Genomic DNA, 16,166 nt, shown 5'->3' with positions numbered 1-16,166 from the left:
ATCGAATGTCAATCATGTACCGCGCCCACCGAATTATACCTATGCGCCCAATGTACCGACGAGCTGCGCGCCGAGTTGATCTCACTTGCCCGCGGACCCAAGGCCGGCGGGCGTCCGACAGCCGGCTTACTCGAGGCTCTCAACGACGTGGTCACACGGCAGACGTGCATGGGCGGCGGCACAGGACACCGTAAGCGCGGCGACGAACTACCCGACCCATTCGAGCCGCATACGTCCAAAAGTGAACTGGCCGACGATGATCGGTGGACAAAGCTGACTAAACAAGGCCAGGCAAGTGAGTTGCTGAGCGCGGCGCGTAACTCGCTGGGCACCATCGTGCACGACGTGCTGGAATCTCGTGGATTGGACCTGGAGCCAGCGTTCCTCATGGCCGACAAGGGGTTTATCGGACCACTGCTTCCAGGATGGCGAAGGATGCCTAGTGGCTGGTGCCCAACGACAGCCGAGGTGGCGCGGTGGCTTGCGGTACACGTGCATGCGATCGCCTGCGACGAATCCGCCGGGACGTGGAAGCGTGAAATCGATGCGCTCGCACGCAAGATCAAACGGGCCATCGACCGGCCGCCGGCCCCGCGGTTCTGCGGCCAGTGCGACACTAGGATTGACCGCAAAATCTGCGGACTCATGCTCTACGCGCGCCGCGAGGCCATCGAGGTGACCTGCTCACAGTGCCGAATAACGCACAACATCGACGCGCTCTACAACCGCTGGCTCAACTCGATCGACTACCGCATCGCAACACGCGAGGAACTGATCGGCAACCAGCGCGCGGCCAACCCTGAACTCTATGACACCGGAATTATGGGCGCGCTCGACGAACCGGTGAGCTGGCAGCAATTCAGCAGGTGGTGCCGAGAGCGTCACCTCAAACCGGTTCGCTACATGCGACCCAATGGCCGGCGCGGATTCTTCCGGCATAGCGACCAGGACATCGCGGAATACCGAGTGGGAGACGTGCGCCGGGTGCGTCGGAAAATGGCTCAGCAGAACCCTGTCAAGAGGGGAAAGGTGAAGGTGTGAAACGCTATCGACAGTGCCGATTACGGCGCGGAAACTCAGAAATGACAGCCTGGATTGACGAGCGTGGCGCTAGGTCCGGTTGCCGAGTCCAACTCCTGCCCCACCATGAGGTATGGGAGGTAGTCGAGGCGTTCGGTCATACCATGCCCGAGGACGCGTTAAGGGAACACCAGAGACTGCATCGGGGAAGTCTGCCGTCAGTCGAGCGAATGTCGTGAATCGCCCAGATTCGCTGGTAACTACACGCATGTGATTCGGTATGCTAACCTGCCGATGAAACACTTCCGGCGATTTGCCCATCCCAAAATCGCCCATCAGCGCCGCTCACCTTGGCTATTTCGCCTGGTTGGCGGCGTTTTGCGTGTACCAGCCGAACCCCCAGGAGTAGCCGTGCTATCCAGGCCCAAAGCTGTCCAGGTCACCTGCCCGCGCTGTAGCGTGGGGGTGACGTGCACGCTTAGATCGTCGGGCACAGTGCTAACCGTGCCGGATCTGGCCTATCGGATGGCCGCGCACTATCGGGAGGCGCACCCAATCCTGGATGCGCCGATGGTGGACGCAGGTCGGCGCGCCGGACAGAAGATGGCGGAAGCACTGGCAGGAGGCGCGCCTAGTGCCTAACCAGCCGTTCATCGACATCGTGACTAAAGGGCTCGCCGGCGGGCTCATCCACCCCGGCGACGACAAGACCAAAGCATTTCCGCTACCCCTGCCGACGTTCCGCACAGCCGGCATGCCCAAGGAAATGGCCCAGCACTTCGCCGAGGAAGCCGGGCTGCCACACCCGGATATCGCCAAACTCACCGCCGAGGCGCTCGATAACCTACTCGAGCAGCAGGGCAAGAGTGTCGTCGACACCGCCGAGTTGACCCGGCTGCGCAAGCTCGACGCCGACTGGGAACCGCGGCGCAAGCGCACCGTGGCACTCACCTGCAACTGTGGTGCCATGCTGGCCAGAGTCAACGTCACCGACCTCGACACCGACAAGCCCAAGGTATTCGGCGCGAAGTTCATCGCTGCCATGCAGCAGTTGAGCGTGGAGTGCGCGAGCGGGCACCGGCCACAGGGAGCGCAAGGGTAATGGCCCACGTACATGTCGAGGTTGAGGGCCGCGTGCTACTCGACGACGACATTGAGGGCTGGCAGGCGCCACCCGAGCTACCGCCGCCACCCGACGCCGACCACGGGCCGCTACCTACGCTGCCGCCGGCAGTGAAGCCGCTACTGCTACTGGCGCTGGGCAAGGCCATGCACCGGGCACTCGACGAGGGGCCACTGCTGCAGCCGCTGACTACCGAGCTCATCACCAGGGCGACGGGCTTCACGATCAGCGTCGATACGGCCTAAACGCTAGACAAAACCAATGGTTATCGTGTAGAGTAATCTACATGAGCACCACACTGAAGCCCCGCACCGGTAGCCGCCAGACCGTCGGTATGAGCACCTCGGACCTCGACGCCTACCTCGCCATGTACCACGCTGGCGAGCTGACCGAGTACGAGACCGGGCCACTCAAGGCGATCCTGCGCAAGACCGGAGAGTCCCACCTGCTCAACCGGAAGCACGCCAAGAACTTCAACGAAGGCCCCCTGCTTGCCCGCTACAACCTCGTCACCGGCGAGGTCGTCGTTCTGGTGCCATGACGCTAGAACAGATCGGGCGCAGACTCATCAAAGCACGGCTGGCCCAGAAGCGAATCCTTCAAGAGGCAGAGGCCGCAGCGATAGAGGCCCTGGCTCAAGGGCGCGCCGAGGCCGAGGTAGCTCGAGCGCTGTGCGTCGACCGTATGACCGTGCGGAAATGGGCCGGAAAGCACTAGGCCCCCATACCTACGAAACGCCACCAGAGAACGCTGGTGGCGTTTTGCGTTGTAGACAGGAGGGCCCAGGGCGTGACCGTCTACGTCATTACCGGCCCACCGGCCGCCGGCAAGACCACATGGATGCGGGAGCGCGCCAAGCCCGGTGACATCACCATCGACTACGACGACCTGGTCCAGGCGCTGAGCCCGGGGTTGCCGAGTGATCCAGCTGAGCAACCCAAGGACGTGGTCGACGTGGCCATGGCCGCACGCCGAGCCGCCATCAACGAAGCCGCTGAAGTGGCCTGTGACGTCTATGTGGTGCACGCCATGCCCAGCAAGCGCAGCCTGCAGCAGTACGCAGCCTGGGGCTGGCAGGTGGTCACCGTCGACCCTGGCCAGACCGAGTGCATGAGGCGTGCCGTTGAGGGTGGGCGCACGGCACGTCAGCTCGGGGTGATCGAGGACTGGTACCAGCGGCATGGCCACGGGTAGGCGCAAGACGCAGACTGAACTTGGACTCGGGTGGCGACACCGCCAGGCAGTCGAGAATCTGCGGGCCAATCACACCGACGGAACGCCGTGTAGCTGGCCGCCATGCGGCAAGCCGATGTTCAAGGACCGAACCAAGAACTGGGACTACGACCCGGAATCGACCAACCCAATCAGCGGCGTGCTACAGGCCGACCACTCGATGATGGCCAGGTCAGAAGCCATCCGTCGAGGCCTGCCGATACCACTGCCCGACCGGCTACTCCATGGTGAGTGCAACAGGGCGCGTGGTGAGGGGAAGCTGGATCGCCTGTTCGGAGATAAGGCCTCGGTGGATAAGCAGCTGTACATGCCATGGCCGTCGATATTCACGTAATGACTTGTGCACCAACGATATTCGAAAGTATGAAATGTGTTGTGGTGCATTCCGATTCAGATAGTTCGGTCCATGGGATACGTTGGCGTACAATGCAATTCGTTATCGACATGACTCCGAACCGCTCGAAATACATTGCGGCACAGCACAACCCACCCCCCCAAAAAAATACGTACCCCAGGGGGGTACCCTTGACGGGACGACCTCGCGACTTTTACACACACGTGAAAGTTATTGCGTCAGAACGACTTTCGGAATCGTATTGCATTGTGGCGCAAGCGATTTCACCACGTTCCGCCGTGCACCGTAATGCGTTATATAACAACGGATTTCACCGTTAGATGGCCACGCGAAAGTCCACTGCCGCAACGCCTTCGGCAGGCGCGCGTTTGATCGCAGAGCTAGCCAGGGATGGCTACCCGTTTTCGCTGACATTTCTGATCGAGCAGGCCGCCGTGACCGCCGATCATCTCGAGTACCTGAACGCGATTTTGCGTGGTGATCGGGATGTGTGGCTGCAGTTGAAGCTGGGTGCAAAGACAGTGGAGGTGGTGGTGAACAACGTGCTTGTCCAGCGCCGCCAGCAGTCTCTCGCGCTAAGTCGCCTGCTGTCCGACATCGCGCGTCAGCGCGCGGCGATCGACGATGACCCCAACGAAGACGACCCCACCGCCGTCTAGGCGCCGGCGCCGATCTTCGCCAAAGCCTTCAGCGCCGCCGCCGCGGCCGGAATGGATCGGTTCATGGCCGCGGCTTAAGGGCCGCCAGGAGCCGGCGTTTGAATCGCGCTGGCCGGGCGACGAGTCCGAGGGTGACCGGTGTGCGCAGTTCGGGCACAACCTGGCGACGGGGTACAGCACGCCGACGCGCTGCATGCCGTGGCAGTGGTCGACGGTGCGGGGAATCCTGTCGCTACAGCCGCCGAACGAGTATGGCGAGCGCATCTGGACACATCGCGACGTCGCGATCGAGTGCACTCGCCAACAGGGCAAGACGCTCATCGTCGTTCTGCTGATCCTGTTCCACCTGTTCGTGGCTCCGGCGCTGGGGCGAGCGCGGCCATACAAGATCGTCTACACCGCCCAGCGGTGGTCGACAGCCAAGGATGTTTTCACCCGCGTGGTGAAGGTGATCGACCGGGTGCCGAGGCTGAAGCGGCAGCTGGCCAAGAACCCGTCGGTGCGCGACAACCACGGCTTGATCGAGCTCAAGAACGGCGCGGTGGCCGAGTTCGCGCCGCGGTCCCAGGAGTTCGGCCGTGGTGTCACCGAACTCGACATCCTGTTCATCGACGAGGCCTACGACGTGGACCCTGGCATTGAGAACGACCTGACTGGTGCACAGTCGGCGGCGCCGAATCCGCAGACGATCTACTTGAGCACCCCGCCGGTATTCCTGAAGCACCCGAAGTGCCACAGCCTGGCGGACATGCACCGGCTGGGGCACGGCCGGGCCCCGGACCTGTTCTATCAGCTGTTCGCCGCGCCTCGGCATATGTCGCGCGACGACCCCGAGACGTGGGCAGCTGCACAGCCGTCGTACGGGGTAGCGACTAACGAGCGTGAGATCCGCACCAAGCGGCAGAAGGCGAAAACGGTTGTCAAGCGAGCAATTTTCGATGCGGACTATTGCGGCTGGGGCGACTATCCGCCACCTGAGCGCGAAGAGGACACCGAGATCACAGCCGAGGTGTGGCAAGCAATGGACACCGCGGTGGTGGGTGCGCCGACATTGATCGGTAACCCCACGATCGGGCTGCACTTGGATAGCTCGAGTGGCACCTGGCGCATCACTGCCGCGTGGCCGACCGAAGAGGGCCGGGCACACTTGGAGTTGGGCAGCCTCGTTGCGGCCACTCCGGTGGTGGTGCGCGCGGTCGTCGACCTGGTAACCGCGTGGGATCCGGCGGCCGTGGCGATCAAGACGCGCAGCGATGCGGCGGCGATCGCCCCCGAGTTGATCAAGGCCGGCGTCGAGCCGGAGATGGCCGACGCCAGCCGCTGGTCGCAGTGGTGCGGCTCATTTCTCAATGGCGCCCGGGCCGGGAAGTTCTCACACTGCGACCAAGCGGAGCTCAACGACGGCGTGAGTGCGGCGGTGCGCCGAGACATGCCGGCGGGCGGGTTTATCTGGGACGAGGCCGCGGCCGGCGGCTATGCGGCGGCGCTGGTGAGCGCGACGCTGGCCTACGGCGCGCTGCTGGAATTTGGCAGCACCGCTGAGCCGATGCCCGCCGCGCCGGTCGTCGTACATGCCGATCGCCGCCGCGCCGGCTCGGGCGAGACAGACCTGATGAACATGGCCTTTTGACCACCAACTACCTGAAAGGGGCGACGCTTGGCTGAGCAAGAACTACCCGCCGCCCCCGTCGTCGAAAAGGGCTACGTCAACCCATTTCCGGGCTCAATGGGCATGGGATTCGGGCAGGTTGACCTGTTCGAAGACGTCCAGGACATGCTGTGGCCGAACTCGGTGCGCACGCTCACACGGATGGGCCGGATCGACACCCGGCTCTACAGCATGTTGCAGGCGATTTATCTCGCGGTGCGCACGACAAAATGGTGGATCGAGCCCAATGGGGCGCGCGATGAGGTCGTCGCGCATGTGGCGGCCGACCTCGGGTTGCCGATCCGGGGGGCCGACGAGTCACAGCCCACGCCCCGCTCACGGGGGCGCTTCTCGTGGAACCGCCATCTACAGACGGCGTTGAAGTACCTGCAGTTCGGTCACCAGGTGTTCGAGCGGACGTTCACCATCGACGATAAGGGCCGGGCACACCTGGGGAGGCTGAGCCCGCGGCCGTCCTCGACGATCGCGTACTGGGACGTGGCGGCCAACGGCGATCTGCTGTCGATTCAGCAGTGGCCGGCCGGAACGCTGATGGCCGGCGGTATCGGAGGCCAGCGGGTGATCGGTAGCGCCCCTATGGGCAGGCCCATCGGCGCCGACCGCCTTGTGGTGTATGTGCGCGACCCGGACCCCGGGGTCTGGTACGGCAATAGCATTTTGCGGCCCTGCTACGGCAACTGGATGCTCAAGGCCGAGTTGATCCGCATCGAGGCCGCCGCCGCCCGCCGGCACGGCATCGGCGTTCCGGTGATCAACGTCGGCCCGAAAGAGTCGCTAGACCCCGCCCGCATGGCGCTGTACGGGAAGATTGCGCAGGAGTGGACGGGCGGCGCGAGTTCCGGCGCGGCCTTCCCTGAAGGTACGGACAGCCATATCAAGGGCGTCGAAGGCACGATGCCCGCCGGCATGATCCGCCAGGCGATCGACTACCACGACAAGGCGATGGCGCTGGCAGCGCTGATGCACTTCATGAACCTGGACAAGGGCGGCAGCTACGCGCTGGCCTCGATACAGGAGGACCCGTGGATTCAGGCAACCCAGGCGGTGGCCAACGACATTCGCGACATCGCCCAGGCGGGCGTGGTGGAGGACATCGTCGACCACAACTGGGGCATCGACGAGTCGGTTCCGCTCATCGGGTGTGACCAGATCGGCAAAGAGGCCACCGCGGCGATGCTGCAGATGCTGGTGGCCGCCGGGATCATCACGCCCGACTCGCCATTGGAGTCGTTCATCCGCGCATCGGCCGGACTTCCAGCCCCGGATCCGAAGACTGAGCGCGAACAGCCGACGCAGCAGCCGAGCGCCAAGACGCCGACGAACCGGATCAAGGTCCGCGAGCACACCCGGCGTAGCGCCGGAGCGCCGAAAGACGAACAGGGTCGGCCTATGACCCTCTGGGACGAGGAGAAATAGTCGACTCGGGCGAAGATATGAAAATGTCTTCATGGATCATCGCCAACAGCCCATCGACCCGATTCAGAACTGCTGAGACCTCGGGTATTGAGCGGAATGCCCGGTCAATGCACGACTGGGCGAATACAACAGCCTGAGCAGCCGCCAAGCGCTGATCTGACGTGAAGCGCTCGGGCTGCCAAGTCATGTCGGGTCCGCATTTGTGTTACGGCCGGCCTCTAGTCGCTCTAAACGCTCGCGAAGTTCGGCAACCTCATCTTCGGTGCGCGACGATTTCTCGCGAACCGAGTCGAGAGCGTCCTCTAATCGCTTCTGGCGAACGTCGGTGCGGCGGTTGAACTCCATCTGCATGGCAAATGCCGATGCTACAACCTGAAAGGCGTTCCGCACCTCGGGGTCGACGCTCGACAGGTCGACATTGACAACCTTGGAGTGACCGCGCACAAGTGCGCGGGACGACCGGCGCTGGTGCTGACGAGCAAGTTTCAGGTGCTCTTCGGGCTCGACAATGCGGTATCCGACGTTCTGAACGGGCTCAAGGGCGTGTTTATCCTCTTGTTCAAGCTCTTTGGCAGCTCGGCGCATCGCCACCTGAATTGTGTGCCGGTCCTTCACTGGATCAAGCTCAAGAGCCTCAGCCATCGTGTCGTAGGTGAGGACATCGCCGACGGTGCGCTCACCCAGGAGGTCGTAGAGGACCCGCCAGCGGGCCACCGCCCCGGCGGGCTCGAATGGACTCATGCTGCACGTGCCTCGGTCTGCTTAACGGTGGCGACAAACCGACCAAAACGTGGCCGCCAGTCACCTAGTCCAATGAGCGATCCAGCGTTGGCGGCGATAGTGGCGATGTCATCGAGTTCAAGGACGGACGGGTCGAGCACACCTTCTGCTTCTACCGCCCAGTCTGGAAACCAGGGGCGGCAGCGCATGGTGCGAGACGTGCCGACTTTGACGGATGCCATATGCCGGTACCCTGCCTGCCAAAGCCCTTCGTCATCTCGAGGGCCTTTGTAAGACAACGGATTGACGTCGGTGGATATAAATACCCCGCGTGTGACTTTGACGCCCATCTTGGTCAGCTTCGCCCCGTCTACGAGGCACCGCGCGATGTTTTCGCCAGGGATATAGGGTCCAACGTCGGGGTCGAGGTAAAGGCCTCCGGCGAATTCCAGGCGAGCGATTTGTTCATGGTCATCGTCGGTTTTATTGCGCTTGCTAGTCACTTTCTTGAGGGCCTTGGTTGCCGGGTCGAGAGGGTTGGACAGGCGGCTGTTGTGCATTAACAGCGGTGCTGTGCCAGCCAGCGTGATAGTGAAGGTGATCATCAAATTCCTTTCGGTTGAGGTAGATCCCATGGCCCGCCAAGGCGTGCCCTGCCATGCACTGCTGAGCTGAGCCGAGCACTGCCGAGCCAGGCCTTACCTAGCGTGCTCACCGTGAGACTCGAACTCACATAACGCCATTCGTGAGCTGGTGGATCCCTCGCCTTGCCTCGGCCCGCATAGCCGCGTCACGCCCGGACAGGCCACTGCCTGGCCGCGCCTGGCCTTGCGCGCGCTCGGAAATTTGGAGTTGAGCCCAAGCCGCGCCAAGCCGGGTCATGCCATGGCTCACCTCACCTAGCCATGTGGCATACATCATGCCATACAACGGCATACAGACGCAATAGAGAGGATGTACATGGCCACTATGGATCGCACGGTGGTAACTGGTTGGCAACCGCCAACAGACGCCAATTCAGCGCCCTGGTATCGCGTGCAGAACGCCACTAGTGGCGACGGCAACGCCGCGAACGTCGAGATTTTCGACGACATCATTCCTTACGTTGGGGTCAACGCCGCCGACTTCCGCAACGATCTTCAGGCGCTCGGCGACGGTATCGAGACAATCAACCTGCACATCCACTCCCGTGGGGGAAACGTCTACGAGGCCGTGGCGATCATGAACACGCTGCGCCAGCACCCCGCGAGGGTGGTCACGACCATCGACAGCATTGCGGCGTCGGCCGCCGGGTTCATCGCCGTCGGCGCCTCCGATGAGTTGGTGGTCGCGGAGAACGCCGAGCTGATGGCGCATCTGCCGTGGGCACTGGTGGTGGGTGATGCGGCCGATATGCGCAAGCAGGCCGACCGTCTTGACCAGATCGGCACCAACATTGCCTCGATTTTCGCCGAACGCGCCGGCGGCACCGTCGATGAGTGGCTTCAGGTGCTGACCGACGAGACCTGGTGGTCGGCACAGGAGGCGGTGGACGCCGGCATTGCCGACCGGGTGCTGAAGGCCCCGAAGCGCAAGGCGGCCGGGGCCGGCGCGAAGAACCGCTTCGATCTGTCGGTGTTCAACCATGCCGGGCGCTCGCACGCCCCGGCGCCGCGTAGTCCGCAGGCGCACAACCAGATACCTCCGGCCGCACCGGCCGAGGCCGAAAATAGGAAGGAGCCCACCGTGGCACTGAGTGAAAGCGCGCTCCAAAAGCTCGGCCTCAACGCCGATGCCGATGACAGCGCGATTGAAGAGGCGATCAACACACTCGCCGACAAGCCGACTGTGGTCAACAACGTGGTCACCGAGCCGAGTGCCGAAGACCTCACGAAGCTGGCAGAGAAGTTCGACCTGGCGGTGGTCGACAAGGCGAACTACGAGCAGCTGGTGGCCGACGCCCGCTCTGGCGCCAAAGCCCGCGCGCAGCAGGTCCATGAGGCCAACGACCGCGTCATCGCCGATGCGCTCAACTCCGGGAAGATCAGCCCGGCCAGCAAGGACACCTGGCGCAAGGGCCTCGAAGAGAACCGCGACGGCACCCTTGCGCTGCTGTCGACGATCCCCGCCAACTCGGCGGTGCCGGTGCATGAGATCGGGTACGGCATCGCGAGCGAGGAACCCACCAACGACGCGGAGATGGCCGAGGCGTACGCCAAGGTCGTGGGCCGCCCCTTCGGGAAGGACGCCTGATCATGGCCGAATACGCACCTATTTACTGCCCCGCCGACCGGCTGCCGCGCACCACGTCGGCTGCCGTGACCGCCGGGCAGGTGCTCGTCGTGTCCGGCGCGGACACCGTCGCGCCGATCGCCGCGCCGAATGAGGCGTGGCTGGGAGTGGCCACCCATGACGCCGACAACGGCGCGGCCGTGGTGGTGGCTACCGAAGGTGTCTGGCAGGTGCCCGCCTCCGGTGCGATTGCCGCCGGCAAGCCGGTCATCGGCGCCACCGGTGGCGCCGTCGCGGCATTCACCAACGCCACCGACGAGCCGGAGGAAATCATCGGCATCGCCCTGTCGGCGGCCGCCAGCTCCCTGGTCGTCATCAAACTGCGCTGAGTCGCAGGCCAACCATCACAGAAAGCAGGTAAGCCATGCCCACTCAGTTCCCGCCCGCAGCGCCCACGCTGTCGGGCGACATCCTCTCGGCCAGCCGGTTCCTCAATGACACCCCGTGGGTTGCACGGGCGTTGCGGGACATCGGCAACGAGATTTTCGTGGCCGACAAGATCCTCACCGCGCAGTTCTTCACCACCTCGGGGTCGATCGGCTACGAGACTAATGAGTCGATCTACGCCGACCGTGCACCCAAGGCCGTCCCGCCCGGTGGTGAGTACCCGGTCACCTCGATCGGTACTGGACCGGCGTCGACCGCCAACACGGTCAAGTGGGGTAACGACGCGGAGATCACCGATGAGTCGATCAGCCGCCAGCGGTTCGCGGTCATCGCCCGCTCGTTCCGCAAGCTGATGAACTCCCACGTGCAGACCATCGACTCGGTGGCACTGTCAGCGACGGTCTCGGCGGTCACGCAGAACACCGACGCCATCGCGACCTGGAAGGCCAGCGACGGTTCTTCGAAGATCCTGCGCGACGTGATGCGGGCCATCACCAGTATCATCAAGCTCAAGCAGGGATACATGCCCAACGCGGTGTTCGTCGAACCCGACGTGTTCGCCAACGTCGTGTCCAACGACGACCTGATGAAGCTACTGCCGCGCGAGTATCCGGGCGTGGAGTCCACCCCGGTAGTGCAGGGCCTTTCCGGCACGCTGATGAAGCAGGCCGGCGGCCTGACGTGGATCACCAGCCCCAACGCCCCCGTCACCGGTAAGGCGATGGTGGTGGATACCACGGTGTTCGGCGGGTTCGCCGACGAAATGCTGCCCGAGACCGGCTACGCGTCGGCCGACAACGGCCTGCAGGTCAAGTCCATGCGCGAGGACAAGATCGACGGCTGGCGCATCCGGGCGCGACGCACCACCGTCCCGGTCATCCTCGAGGCCGGCGCCGGATGGCTCATCAACGGGGTCAACGCATGAGCTACAAGGTCATCGCGCCGTTGGTGCTGGCCAAGGATCCCGAGGGTAAGACGCACCATCGCTACGAGGGTGAGGTCATCCAGTGGCTCTCACCGGAGCAGGCCCAGCATTTCTTGGGCCTGGATCTGGTGGTGGAGGTCGGCAAGGCGCCGGCCGCTGCGACAGAGCCCGCACCCGCGGGCGGCGGCGACGCGCCGGAGAAGCCCAAGCGCACTGCCCCCAAGGCGGCCTGGGCCGAGTTCGCCGGGCTGACCGAGGAAGAGGCCGAGGCGATGACCAAGGCCGAGATCATCGAGCAGTTCGGCTGATGGGCCGCTACGCGGTAGCCGGGCCGTGTGCGGTCATGGTCGACGGTCGGGCCGTGCACTACACGCGGCCCGACTCACGAGTGATCGAGGTCGACGACGACGCCGCGGCCCCACTGGTCGAGTCGGGGGCGCTGGTGGCCCACGGTCAACCAGTCGCCCACGCGCCCGCCGCGGCCGAGCCGGACGTGGAAGCTGCGGAATCCGGCGACCCGGATGCGGCCGAGGCCCCGGAGCCGCCAGCGCCCGCGCCCCGTCGTGCACGCGGGCGGGCCACCAAGGGTGCCGCAGAGGATTAGGCCCACATGACCGATCCGTTCATGGTGATCGCGGATTTCGTCGACGAGTACCAGGGCACCCTGACCACCGGGGAGACCGCTACCGCCACACGACTATTGCAGGTCGCGTCCGATCGAATCCGTGGACTGAAGTCGGATGTCGACGACACGGCCGCCCAGCAAGTGGTGTTCGAGATCGTCCGCGATGCGGCGATGTACGGCGACCTCGAGCGCCTGTCGGAGTGGGAGAACACGACGAGCCGGCGCACCGAGGCGGGCAAATTCGCGTCTCTGGTCGACGACTACCTGACCGACAAGCACAAGACCTTGCTCGACATTCCGCTCACGGCCGAACCGGTCTACAGCTTCACGAAGTGCGACTACTGATGGTCTTTCCCCTCGGCAACCAGCGCGTCGGCATCGTGACCGACGTCCAGGATCTCGACGGAGACGACCAGCCGATCGTGAGCGAGTACGGCCAGCCACAGACCAGCGAGGTTGTGGTGTGGGTCGACGACTCGCTCTTCGAGACCGAGACGTCGGCATCCACCAACGTGGGCAGCTTTGAGCAGCAGGGCTTTACGGTGACGACCAGTGAACCGGCGTTCGCGTTTCTGCCGGTGGTGGACGGCCAGATACCGGCGGTCGATGACGACGACAACCCCGCGCCGATGGCGTGGTCCGAGCTCAAATCCGATCGCCGGCTGCGGCACAACGGCCTGACGTACGTCCTGCGCGGCGATGCGGTGTTGGAGACCGATATCCGCGGCGCTGAAAATCACGTGTTCTGCGCGTGTGAGCGGGAGGGCTGACCCATGGCCGATCTGCGCGACCTCATTCCCGATCTGGATGAGCAGCTCGCCGACGATGAGGACGTCGACCGCCAGCTAGACGAGTTCATGGACGAGCAAGTCATTCCTGAGTGGGTCAAGAACTCACCCAAGGACACCGGCGACTACATCGACTCGATCAAGGTGACCAAACGCGCCCACCGTGGCCGCGGTCAAGTCGGGGCCACCGATGAGGCAGCCAACATCATCGAGTACGGATCCGAAGACACCCCGGCATTCGCCCCTCGCGCGAAGACCGAGGCGCACTTCAATCATGGTCTGACGTGAGCGATCCACTGCTGGACGGCTATGCGGCACCCGGCGCCGTGCAGTTCATCATTGCCCATCTGCGTCCGATAACGCTGTCGGTCAACGCGATCGGCGCGAATAAGTGGTCGGCCCAGACGCCCTTGCCGTTTCGGTGGGTGGAGCGCGTCACGGGCCCAACCACGATTGAGGCAGATTTCGCCACGCTGCGCGTGCACACCTTCGGCAAGGATGTCGACGAAGCGTATGCCGAGGGCCGGCGCACTGACGCCCGCATCATACTGCTGGTTCGATACGCCACGACCGATGTGCTCATGGACGACGGCAGTATCGCCAACTGCGACTCTGTCGAACTCACCGAAGCCTCGCATGAGGAACCATACGCCTCGAAATCCGTTGTCACGCGGGTCGTTAACGAGCTTCGCGTCGTGCTACAGCGCGGACCTATCCAGTAGAACCCCACCAACTTCCCGTCGCGGTCAATCAAAGGGGGCCGCGGCGTGCGGCCCCGTGCGCCGCAAAACAGCCGGCAACCAACCCCCGGCAAATCCGCCACACCCCCTCTCGGGAAAGGAAATAACGATGGCACAACCGGCTACCGGCGCCCCCTATCGGACTTCGGTCATGTCGTACCAGGACGCATTGCGCGCCCGCCGCGGCGGCGACTGGCAGGTGCTGGCGCGCGACTACGACGGCGCTAACACCAACATCAGCCCAGGCAGTGCGTTTGTAGCGCCCATGTCCCTCGATGGCACGTGGCGCGAGGATTTGTTCGCTGCTATTAGGGCCAATGGCCGATGGGTCTACAACAACGAATACCCAAGCAACTTGGGGTTTTACCCAGTCGGATACGTTCACCCGGACGGTGTCGAGCGGGCTCCCAAGCCGTCTAGCGACCCACTGGAAGCGTTGCAGTCGGTCGATCCACTGCGCTACGACCTGCAAAAGCGCGAGCGAACGCTGATGTTCACGCCGCTGGAAAACTCTCCGGTGGTGCACTGCCTCGAGTACGACCTCCCGTTGTCGAGCATGCTGGAAATAGGCAGCGGGACATACTTTCGCGGCCGTTCCAACGCCATCTCTCAGCCGCGGCGGCAGTTCATCGTCGCACTCGAGGACAATCAGGGCGGTAAGGCCGAGCGCATCGCCTACCCGTTCCCGCGATGCATACTGACCGATGTCGGTTCGCGCAAGGGGAACAAGAAGGACGCCGACGCGCCAAAGCTCACCTTCTCGGCGGAAGTCGATCCGTGGTTCGTCGATTCCGACGGCTTCCCGATGATCGACGGGGCCTGGGTGACTGGCACCCTATGGGACGACGCGGTAACCCCGGGTCTGACCTTCACTCAGGTGGCGCCGGTCGCCACTACCACCGGTGCGACATCGGCCGACATCGCGTTTGCCGCCCCGCTAGGTGGCTCGTCGCCGATCGTCTTCACCGTCGAATCAAGCGCCGATGGCTCGACCGGCTGGACCGCGGCGACCGTCGGAAGCACCAGTGGCACAACGACAATCACCCTGGGTATCACCGGACTGACCACCGCCACCGGTTACTACTTCCGGGTGACGGCGACCGACAACGTGGCGACCACCGCCCTGTCGCGGGTCTCGAACATGATCACCACCGACTAGTAGTCGAGGGCCACCCCGGCGGGCGTTTGCGGTTCGGCGGCGCCCGTCGGGGTCTCTCATTGTCGTTGTAGCCGAACCGAATCTAAACTCCGAGAGGAATAGCCGAACATTATGACCGAGCCGAACCCCACCGAGATCCCCAACGCCGGTGTGCAGGCTGCCGAACAGGCCGCCGAATACAACAATCTGCTGTTTGCGTCCCTGACGCTGCGGTTCGACGACGGCACGTCGATGTCGATCCCGCCGCAGCCGTCGCTACGGATGCTCGATGACGACTGCCTGGCAGCCTACGACGAACTGCACTTCGAGGCCGAGTCCTACGACCGCGGCCCCGATGTCATCATCCCCGAGCATCAGGCGTTAGATAAAGACGGAAAGCCAACTGGCGCAACGATTCCCGAGGAAATCGTCAAGGGCAACCTTCTTGTTCCGTACCGCAAGGAAGGCAAGCTCGTCTCCCCGCCGTTCGATGTCCGTGAGGTCATGGCCGTGCTAGGTGAAGAGAAATACCGAGAGTTGCGCTCCAAGACCATCGACGGCCGGCCAGCGTGCGCGGCAGATGTCCGGCGCCTGTGGGGTGAACAGGGACTCAAGCTGATGGAGCGCCAGAAGTCCGACTCGAAAAGTCCAGAAGGCCCAAGCGTTTTGGCGTCATTGGCCGCGCCAGATAGCCAGTGACCTGCGCCGGTTTTTCCCCGGCTGCCACATAGCCAACTGGCATCAGGGGCGCATGAGTAGCTATGAGCTGCTCGAGCTGTTCGGCGCCGATGTCATCGAGGACCCCGACGACGAGACGAAGCTGGTCATCCGGGTTGACTGGCCACCCGAGGACGGCGCGCTGGCCACGGCCTTGCGCTGTGGCGAGCGCTCCGAGCTACGGCAGATGGTCGCCCAATGCGCTAATGAACTGGCGGTCTTGCGTGCCGCGAAAGTCCCCGAGGCGCAAGCCGATGAGTACGAGTCGCGGCTGTTTTTGTCCACCGCCAAGTATCGCGAGCAGGCCGACGACCATCGCCGCCGCAGCGTGCCGAACAACGAGCCCGGATCGCTGTATTCGACCTGGAACAAGTAGAGGG

General features: G+C 63.8%; 23 protein-coding genes. 21 read left to right on the top strand and 2 right to left on the bottom strand.

Annotated features, from left to right (window positions below; all coding sequences use genetic code 11):
- The first annotated feature begins 168 nt into the window (after positions 1-168).
- From CCUG20998_RS17835 to CCUG20998_RS17790, 9 genes are all read left to right on the top strand, one after another.
- Positions 169-1,041: a hypothetical protein gene (locus CCUG20998_RS17835; RefSeq protein ID WP_142927426.1), complete on the top strand. Its 873-nt coding sequence runs from the start codon at positions 169-171 to the stop codon at positions 1,039-1,041.
- Positions 1,042-1,654: 613 nt separating this feature from the next.
- A complete protein-coding gene (locus tag CCUG20998_RS17830; protein WP_103653872.1) occupies positions 1,655-2,122 on the top strand; it encodes a hypothetical protein in 468 nt (155 codons plus the stop codon).
- Positions 2,122-2,388: a hypothetical protein gene (locus CCUG20998_RS17825; protein ID WP_103653871.1), complete on the top strand. Its 267-nt coding sequence runs from the start codon at positions 2,122-2,124 to the stop codon at positions 2,386-2,388. The genes CCUG20998_RS17830 and CCUG20998_RS17825 overlap by 1 nt, the downstream gene beginning before the upstream one ends.
- Before the next feature lie 41 nt (positions 2,389-2,429).
- Positions 2,430-2,684 (top strand): hypothetical protein, encoded by a 255-nt coding sequence (locus CCUG20998_RS17820; protein WP_103653870.1) that lies wholly within the window; start codon positions 2,430-2,432, stop codon positions 2,682-2,684.
- A 248-nt stretch (positions 2,685-2,932) separates the two neighbouring features.
- A complete protein-coding gene (locus CCUG20998_RS17810) occupies positions 2,933-3,337 on the top strand; it encodes an AAA family ATPase (RefSeq protein WP_103653868.1) in 405 nt (134 codons plus the stop codon).
- Positions 3,338-3,452: 115 nt separating this feature from the next.
- Entirely contained in the window at positions 3,453-3,710 is a 258-nt protein-coding gene (locus CCUG20998_RS17805) for a hypothetical protein (protein WP_240642815.1), read from the top strand.
- Positions 3,711-4,051: 341 nt separating this feature from the next.
- Positions 4,052-4,390 (top strand): hypothetical protein, encoded by a 339-nt coding sequence (locus tag CCUG20998_RS17800; protein WP_103653866.1) that lies wholly within the window; start codon positions 4,052-4,054, stop codon positions 4,388-4,390.
- A 193-nt stretch (positions 4,391-4,583) separates the two neighbouring features.
- Positions 4,584-6,020 (top strand): terminase, encoded by a 1,437-nt coding sequence (locus CCUG20998_RS17795; protein ID WP_103653865.1) that lies wholly within the window; start codon positions 4,584-4,586, stop codon positions 6,018-6,020.
- 180 nt (positions 6,021-6,200) lie between these two features.
- Complete coding sequence (locus CCUG20998_RS17790; RefSeq protein WP_240642814.1) at positions 6,201-7,475, top strand: phage portal protein family protein; 1,275 nt, start codon at positions 6,201-6,203, stop codon at positions 7,473-7,475.
- Positions 7,476-7,658: 183 nt separating this feature from the next.
- Here the strand turns inward: CCUG20998_RS17790 and CCUG20998_RS17785 are convergent, their stop codons facing one another.
- The gene (locus tag CCUG20998_RS17785) at positions 7,659-8,216 is read right to left on the bottom strand and encodes a hypothetical protein (RefSeq protein ID WP_103653863.1); all 558 of its coding nucleotides are present in this window, start codon (positions 8,214-8,216) and stop codon (positions 7,659-7,661) included.
- Positions 8,213-8,800: a hypothetical protein gene (locus tag CCUG20998_RS17780; protein WP_103653862.1), complete on the bottom strand. Its 588-nt coding sequence runs from the start codon at positions 8,798-8,800 to the stop codon at positions 8,213-8,215. The genes CCUG20998_RS17785 and CCUG20998_RS17780 overlap by 4 nt, the downstream gene beginning before the upstream one ends.
- A 349-nt stretch (positions 8,801-9,149) precedes the next feature.
- On the opposite strand from CCUG20998_RS17780, the gene CCUG20998_RS17775 reads away from it, so the two are divergent.
- The 12 genes from CCUG20998_RS17775 (at position 9,150) to CCUG20998_RS17720 (ending at position 16,162) form a co-directional block, all read left to right on the top strand.
- Positions 9,150-10,427: a head maturation protease, ClpP-related gene (locus CCUG20998_RS17775; RefSeq protein ID WP_103653860.1), complete on the top strand. Its 1,278-nt coding sequence runs from the start codon at positions 9,150-9,152 to the stop codon at positions 10,425-10,427.
- A gap of 2 nt (positions 10,428-10,429) precedes the next feature.
- Positions 10,430-10,795 (top strand): DUF2190 family protein, encoded by a 366-nt coding sequence (locus tag CCUG20998_RS17770; RefSeq protein ID WP_103653859.1) that lies wholly within the window; start codon positions 10,430-10,432, stop codon positions 10,793-10,795.
- Positions 10,796-10,830: 35 nt separating this feature from the next.
- Complete coding sequence (locus CCUG20998_RS17765; protein WP_103653858.1) at positions 10,831-11,778, top strand: phage major capsid protein; 948 nt, start codon at positions 10,831-10,833, stop codon at positions 11,776-11,778.
- Positions 11,775-12,086, top strand: a complete 312-nt coding sequence (locus CCUG20998_RS17760; protein WP_103653857.1) for a hypothetical protein — start codon at positions 11,775-11,777, stop codon at positions 12,084-12,086. The genes CCUG20998_RS17765 and CCUG20998_RS17760 overlap by 4 nt, the downstream gene beginning before the upstream one ends.
- Positions 12,086-12,382, top strand: a complete 297-nt coding sequence (locus tag CCUG20998_RS17755; protein WP_103653856.1) for a hypothetical protein — start codon at positions 12,086-12,088, stop codon at positions 12,380-12,382. The genes CCUG20998_RS17760 and CCUG20998_RS17755 overlap by 1 nt, the downstream gene beginning before the upstream one ends.
- 6 nt (positions 12,383-12,388) lie before the next feature.
- Positions 12,389-12,748, top strand: coding sequence for a hypothetical protein (locus CCUG20998_RS17750; protein ID WP_103653855.1), 360 nt, complete (start codon positions 12,389-12,391; stop codon positions 12,746-12,748).
- Positions 12,736-13,173, top strand: a complete 438-nt coding sequence (locus CCUG20998_RS17745) for a hypothetical protein (protein WP_240642811.1) — start codon at positions 12,736-12,738, stop codon at positions 13,171-13,173. Before CCUG20998_RS17750 ends, CCUG20998_RS17745 begins: the two co-directional genes overlap by 13 nt.
- A gap of 3 nt (positions 13,174-13,176) precedes the next feature.
- Positions 13,177-13,479, top strand: coding sequence for a hypothetical protein (locus tag CCUG20998_RS17740; RefSeq protein ID WP_103653853.1), 303 nt, complete (start codon positions 13,177-13,179; stop codon positions 13,477-13,479).
- Positions 13,476-13,913, top strand: a complete 438-nt coding sequence (locus tag CCUG20998_RS17735) for a hypothetical protein (RefSeq protein ID WP_103653852.1) — start codon at positions 13,476-13,478, stop codon at positions 13,911-13,913. Before CCUG20998_RS17740 ends, CCUG20998_RS17735 begins: the two co-directional genes overlap by 4 nt.
- Positions 13,914-14,040: 127 nt before the next feature.
- Entirely contained in the window at positions 14,041-15,090 is a 1,050-nt protein-coding gene (locus CCUG20998_RS17730) for a fibronectin type III domain-containing protein (protein ID WP_142399644.1), read from the top strand.
- Positions 15,091-15,201: 111 nt separating this feature from the next.
- On the top strand, positions 15,202-15,768 hold the full coding sequence (locus CCUG20998_RS17725) for a hypothetical protein (RefSeq protein WP_103653850.1): 567 nt from the start codon (positions 15,202-15,204) through the stop codon (positions 15,766-15,768).
- Positions 15,769-15,820: 52 nt separating this feature from the next.
- A complete protein-coding gene (locus CCUG20998_RS17720) occupies positions 15,821-16,162 on the top strand; it encodes a hypothetical protein (RefSeq protein WP_103653849.1) in 342 nt (113 codons plus the stop codon).
- Positions 16,163-16,166 lie beyond the last annotated feature (4 nt).

The organism is Mycobacterium marinum (genome assembly GCF_003391395.1).
GTDB classification, from domain to species: domain Bacteria; phylum Actinomycetota; class Actinomycetes; order Mycobacteriales; family Mycobacteriaceae; genus Mycobacterium; species Mycobacterium marinum.
Note: the sequence above shows the minus strand (reverse complement) of the source record. Positions and strands in the feature narration are given on the sequence as shown.

Excerpts from the sequence above, each read along its gene's own strand:
- CCUG20998_RS17805 (WP_240642815.1), top strand. The coding sequence starts at position 3,453 with ATGTTCAAGGACCGAACCAAGAACTGGGACTACGACCCGGAATCGACC.
- CCUG20998_RS17765 (WP_103653858.1), top strand. The coding sequence starts at position 10,831 with ATGCCCACTCAGTTCCCGCCCGCAGCGCCCACGCTGTCGGGCGACATC.
- CCUG20998_RS17755 (WP_103653856.1), top strand. The coding sequence starts at position 12,086 with ATGGGCCGCTACGCGGTAGCCGGGCCGTGTGCGGTCATGGTCGACGGT.
- CCUG20998_RS17780 (WP_103653862.1), bottom strand. The coding sequence starts at position 8,800 with ATGATCACCTTCACTATCACGCTGGCTGGCACAGCACCGCTGTTAATG.
- CCUG20998_RS17790 (WP_240642814.1), top strand. The coding sequence starts at position 6,201 with ATGGGCCGGATCGACACCCGGCTCTACAGCATGTTGCAGGCGATTTAT.
- CCUG20998_RS17785 (WP_103653863.1), bottom strand. The coding sequence starts at position 8,216 with ATGAGTCCATTCGAGCCCGCCGGGGCGGTGGCCCGCTGGCGGGTCCTC.
- CCUG20998_RS17730 (WP_142399644.1), top strand. The coding sequence starts at position 14,041 with ATGGCACAACCGGCTACCGGCGCCCCCTATCGGACTTCGGTCATGTCG.
- CCUG20998_RS17720 (WP_103653849.1), top strand. The coding sequence starts at position 15,821 with ATGAGTAGCTATGAGCTGCTCGAGCTGTTCGGCGCCGATGTCATCGAG.
- CCUG20998_RS17800 (WP_103653866.1), top strand. The coding sequence starts at position 4,052 with ATGGCCACGCGAAAGTCCACTGCCGCAACGCCTTCGGCAGGCGCGCGT.
- CCUG20998_RS17740 (WP_103653853.1), top strand. The coding sequence starts at position 13,177 with ATGGCCGATCTGCGCGACCTCATTCCCGATCTGGATGAGCAGCTCGCC.
- CCUG20998_RS17725 (WP_103653850.1), top strand. The coding sequence starts at position 15,202 with ATGACCGAGCCGAACCCCACCGAGATCCCCAACGCCGGTGTGCAGGCT.
- CCUG20998_RS17760 (WP_103653857.1), top strand. The coding sequence starts at position 11,775 with ATGAGCTACAAGGTCATCGCGCCGTTGGTGCTGGCCAAGGATCCCGAG.
- CCUG20998_RS17795 (WP_103653865.1), top strand. The coding sequence starts at position 4,584 with ATGCCGTGGCAGTGGTCGACGGTGCGGGGAATCCTGTCGCTACAGCCG.
- CCUG20998_RS17835 (WP_142927426.1), top strand. The coding sequence starts at position 169 with ATGGGCGGCGGCACAGGACACCGTAAGCGCGGCGACGAACTACCCGAC.
- CCUG20998_RS17820 (WP_103653870.1), top strand. The coding sequence starts at position 2,430 with ATGAGCACCACACTGAAGCCCCGCACCGGTAGCCGCCAGACCGTCGGT.
- CCUG20998_RS17825 (WP_103653871.1), top strand. The coding sequence starts at position 2,122 with ATGGCCCACGTACATGTCGAGGTTGAGGGCCGCGTGCTACTCGACGAC.
- CCUG20998_RS17750 (WP_103653855.1), top strand. The coding sequence starts at position 12,389 with ATGACCGATCCGTTCATGGTGATCGCGGATTTCGTCGACGAGTACCAG.
- CCUG20998_RS17770 (WP_103653859.1), top strand. The coding sequence starts at position 10,430 with ATGGCCGAATACGCACCTATTTACTGCCCCGCCGACCGGCTGCCGCGC.
- CCUG20998_RS17775 (WP_103653860.1), top strand. The coding sequence starts at position 9,150 with ATGTACATGGCCACTATGGATCGCACGGTGGTAACTGGTTGGCAACCG.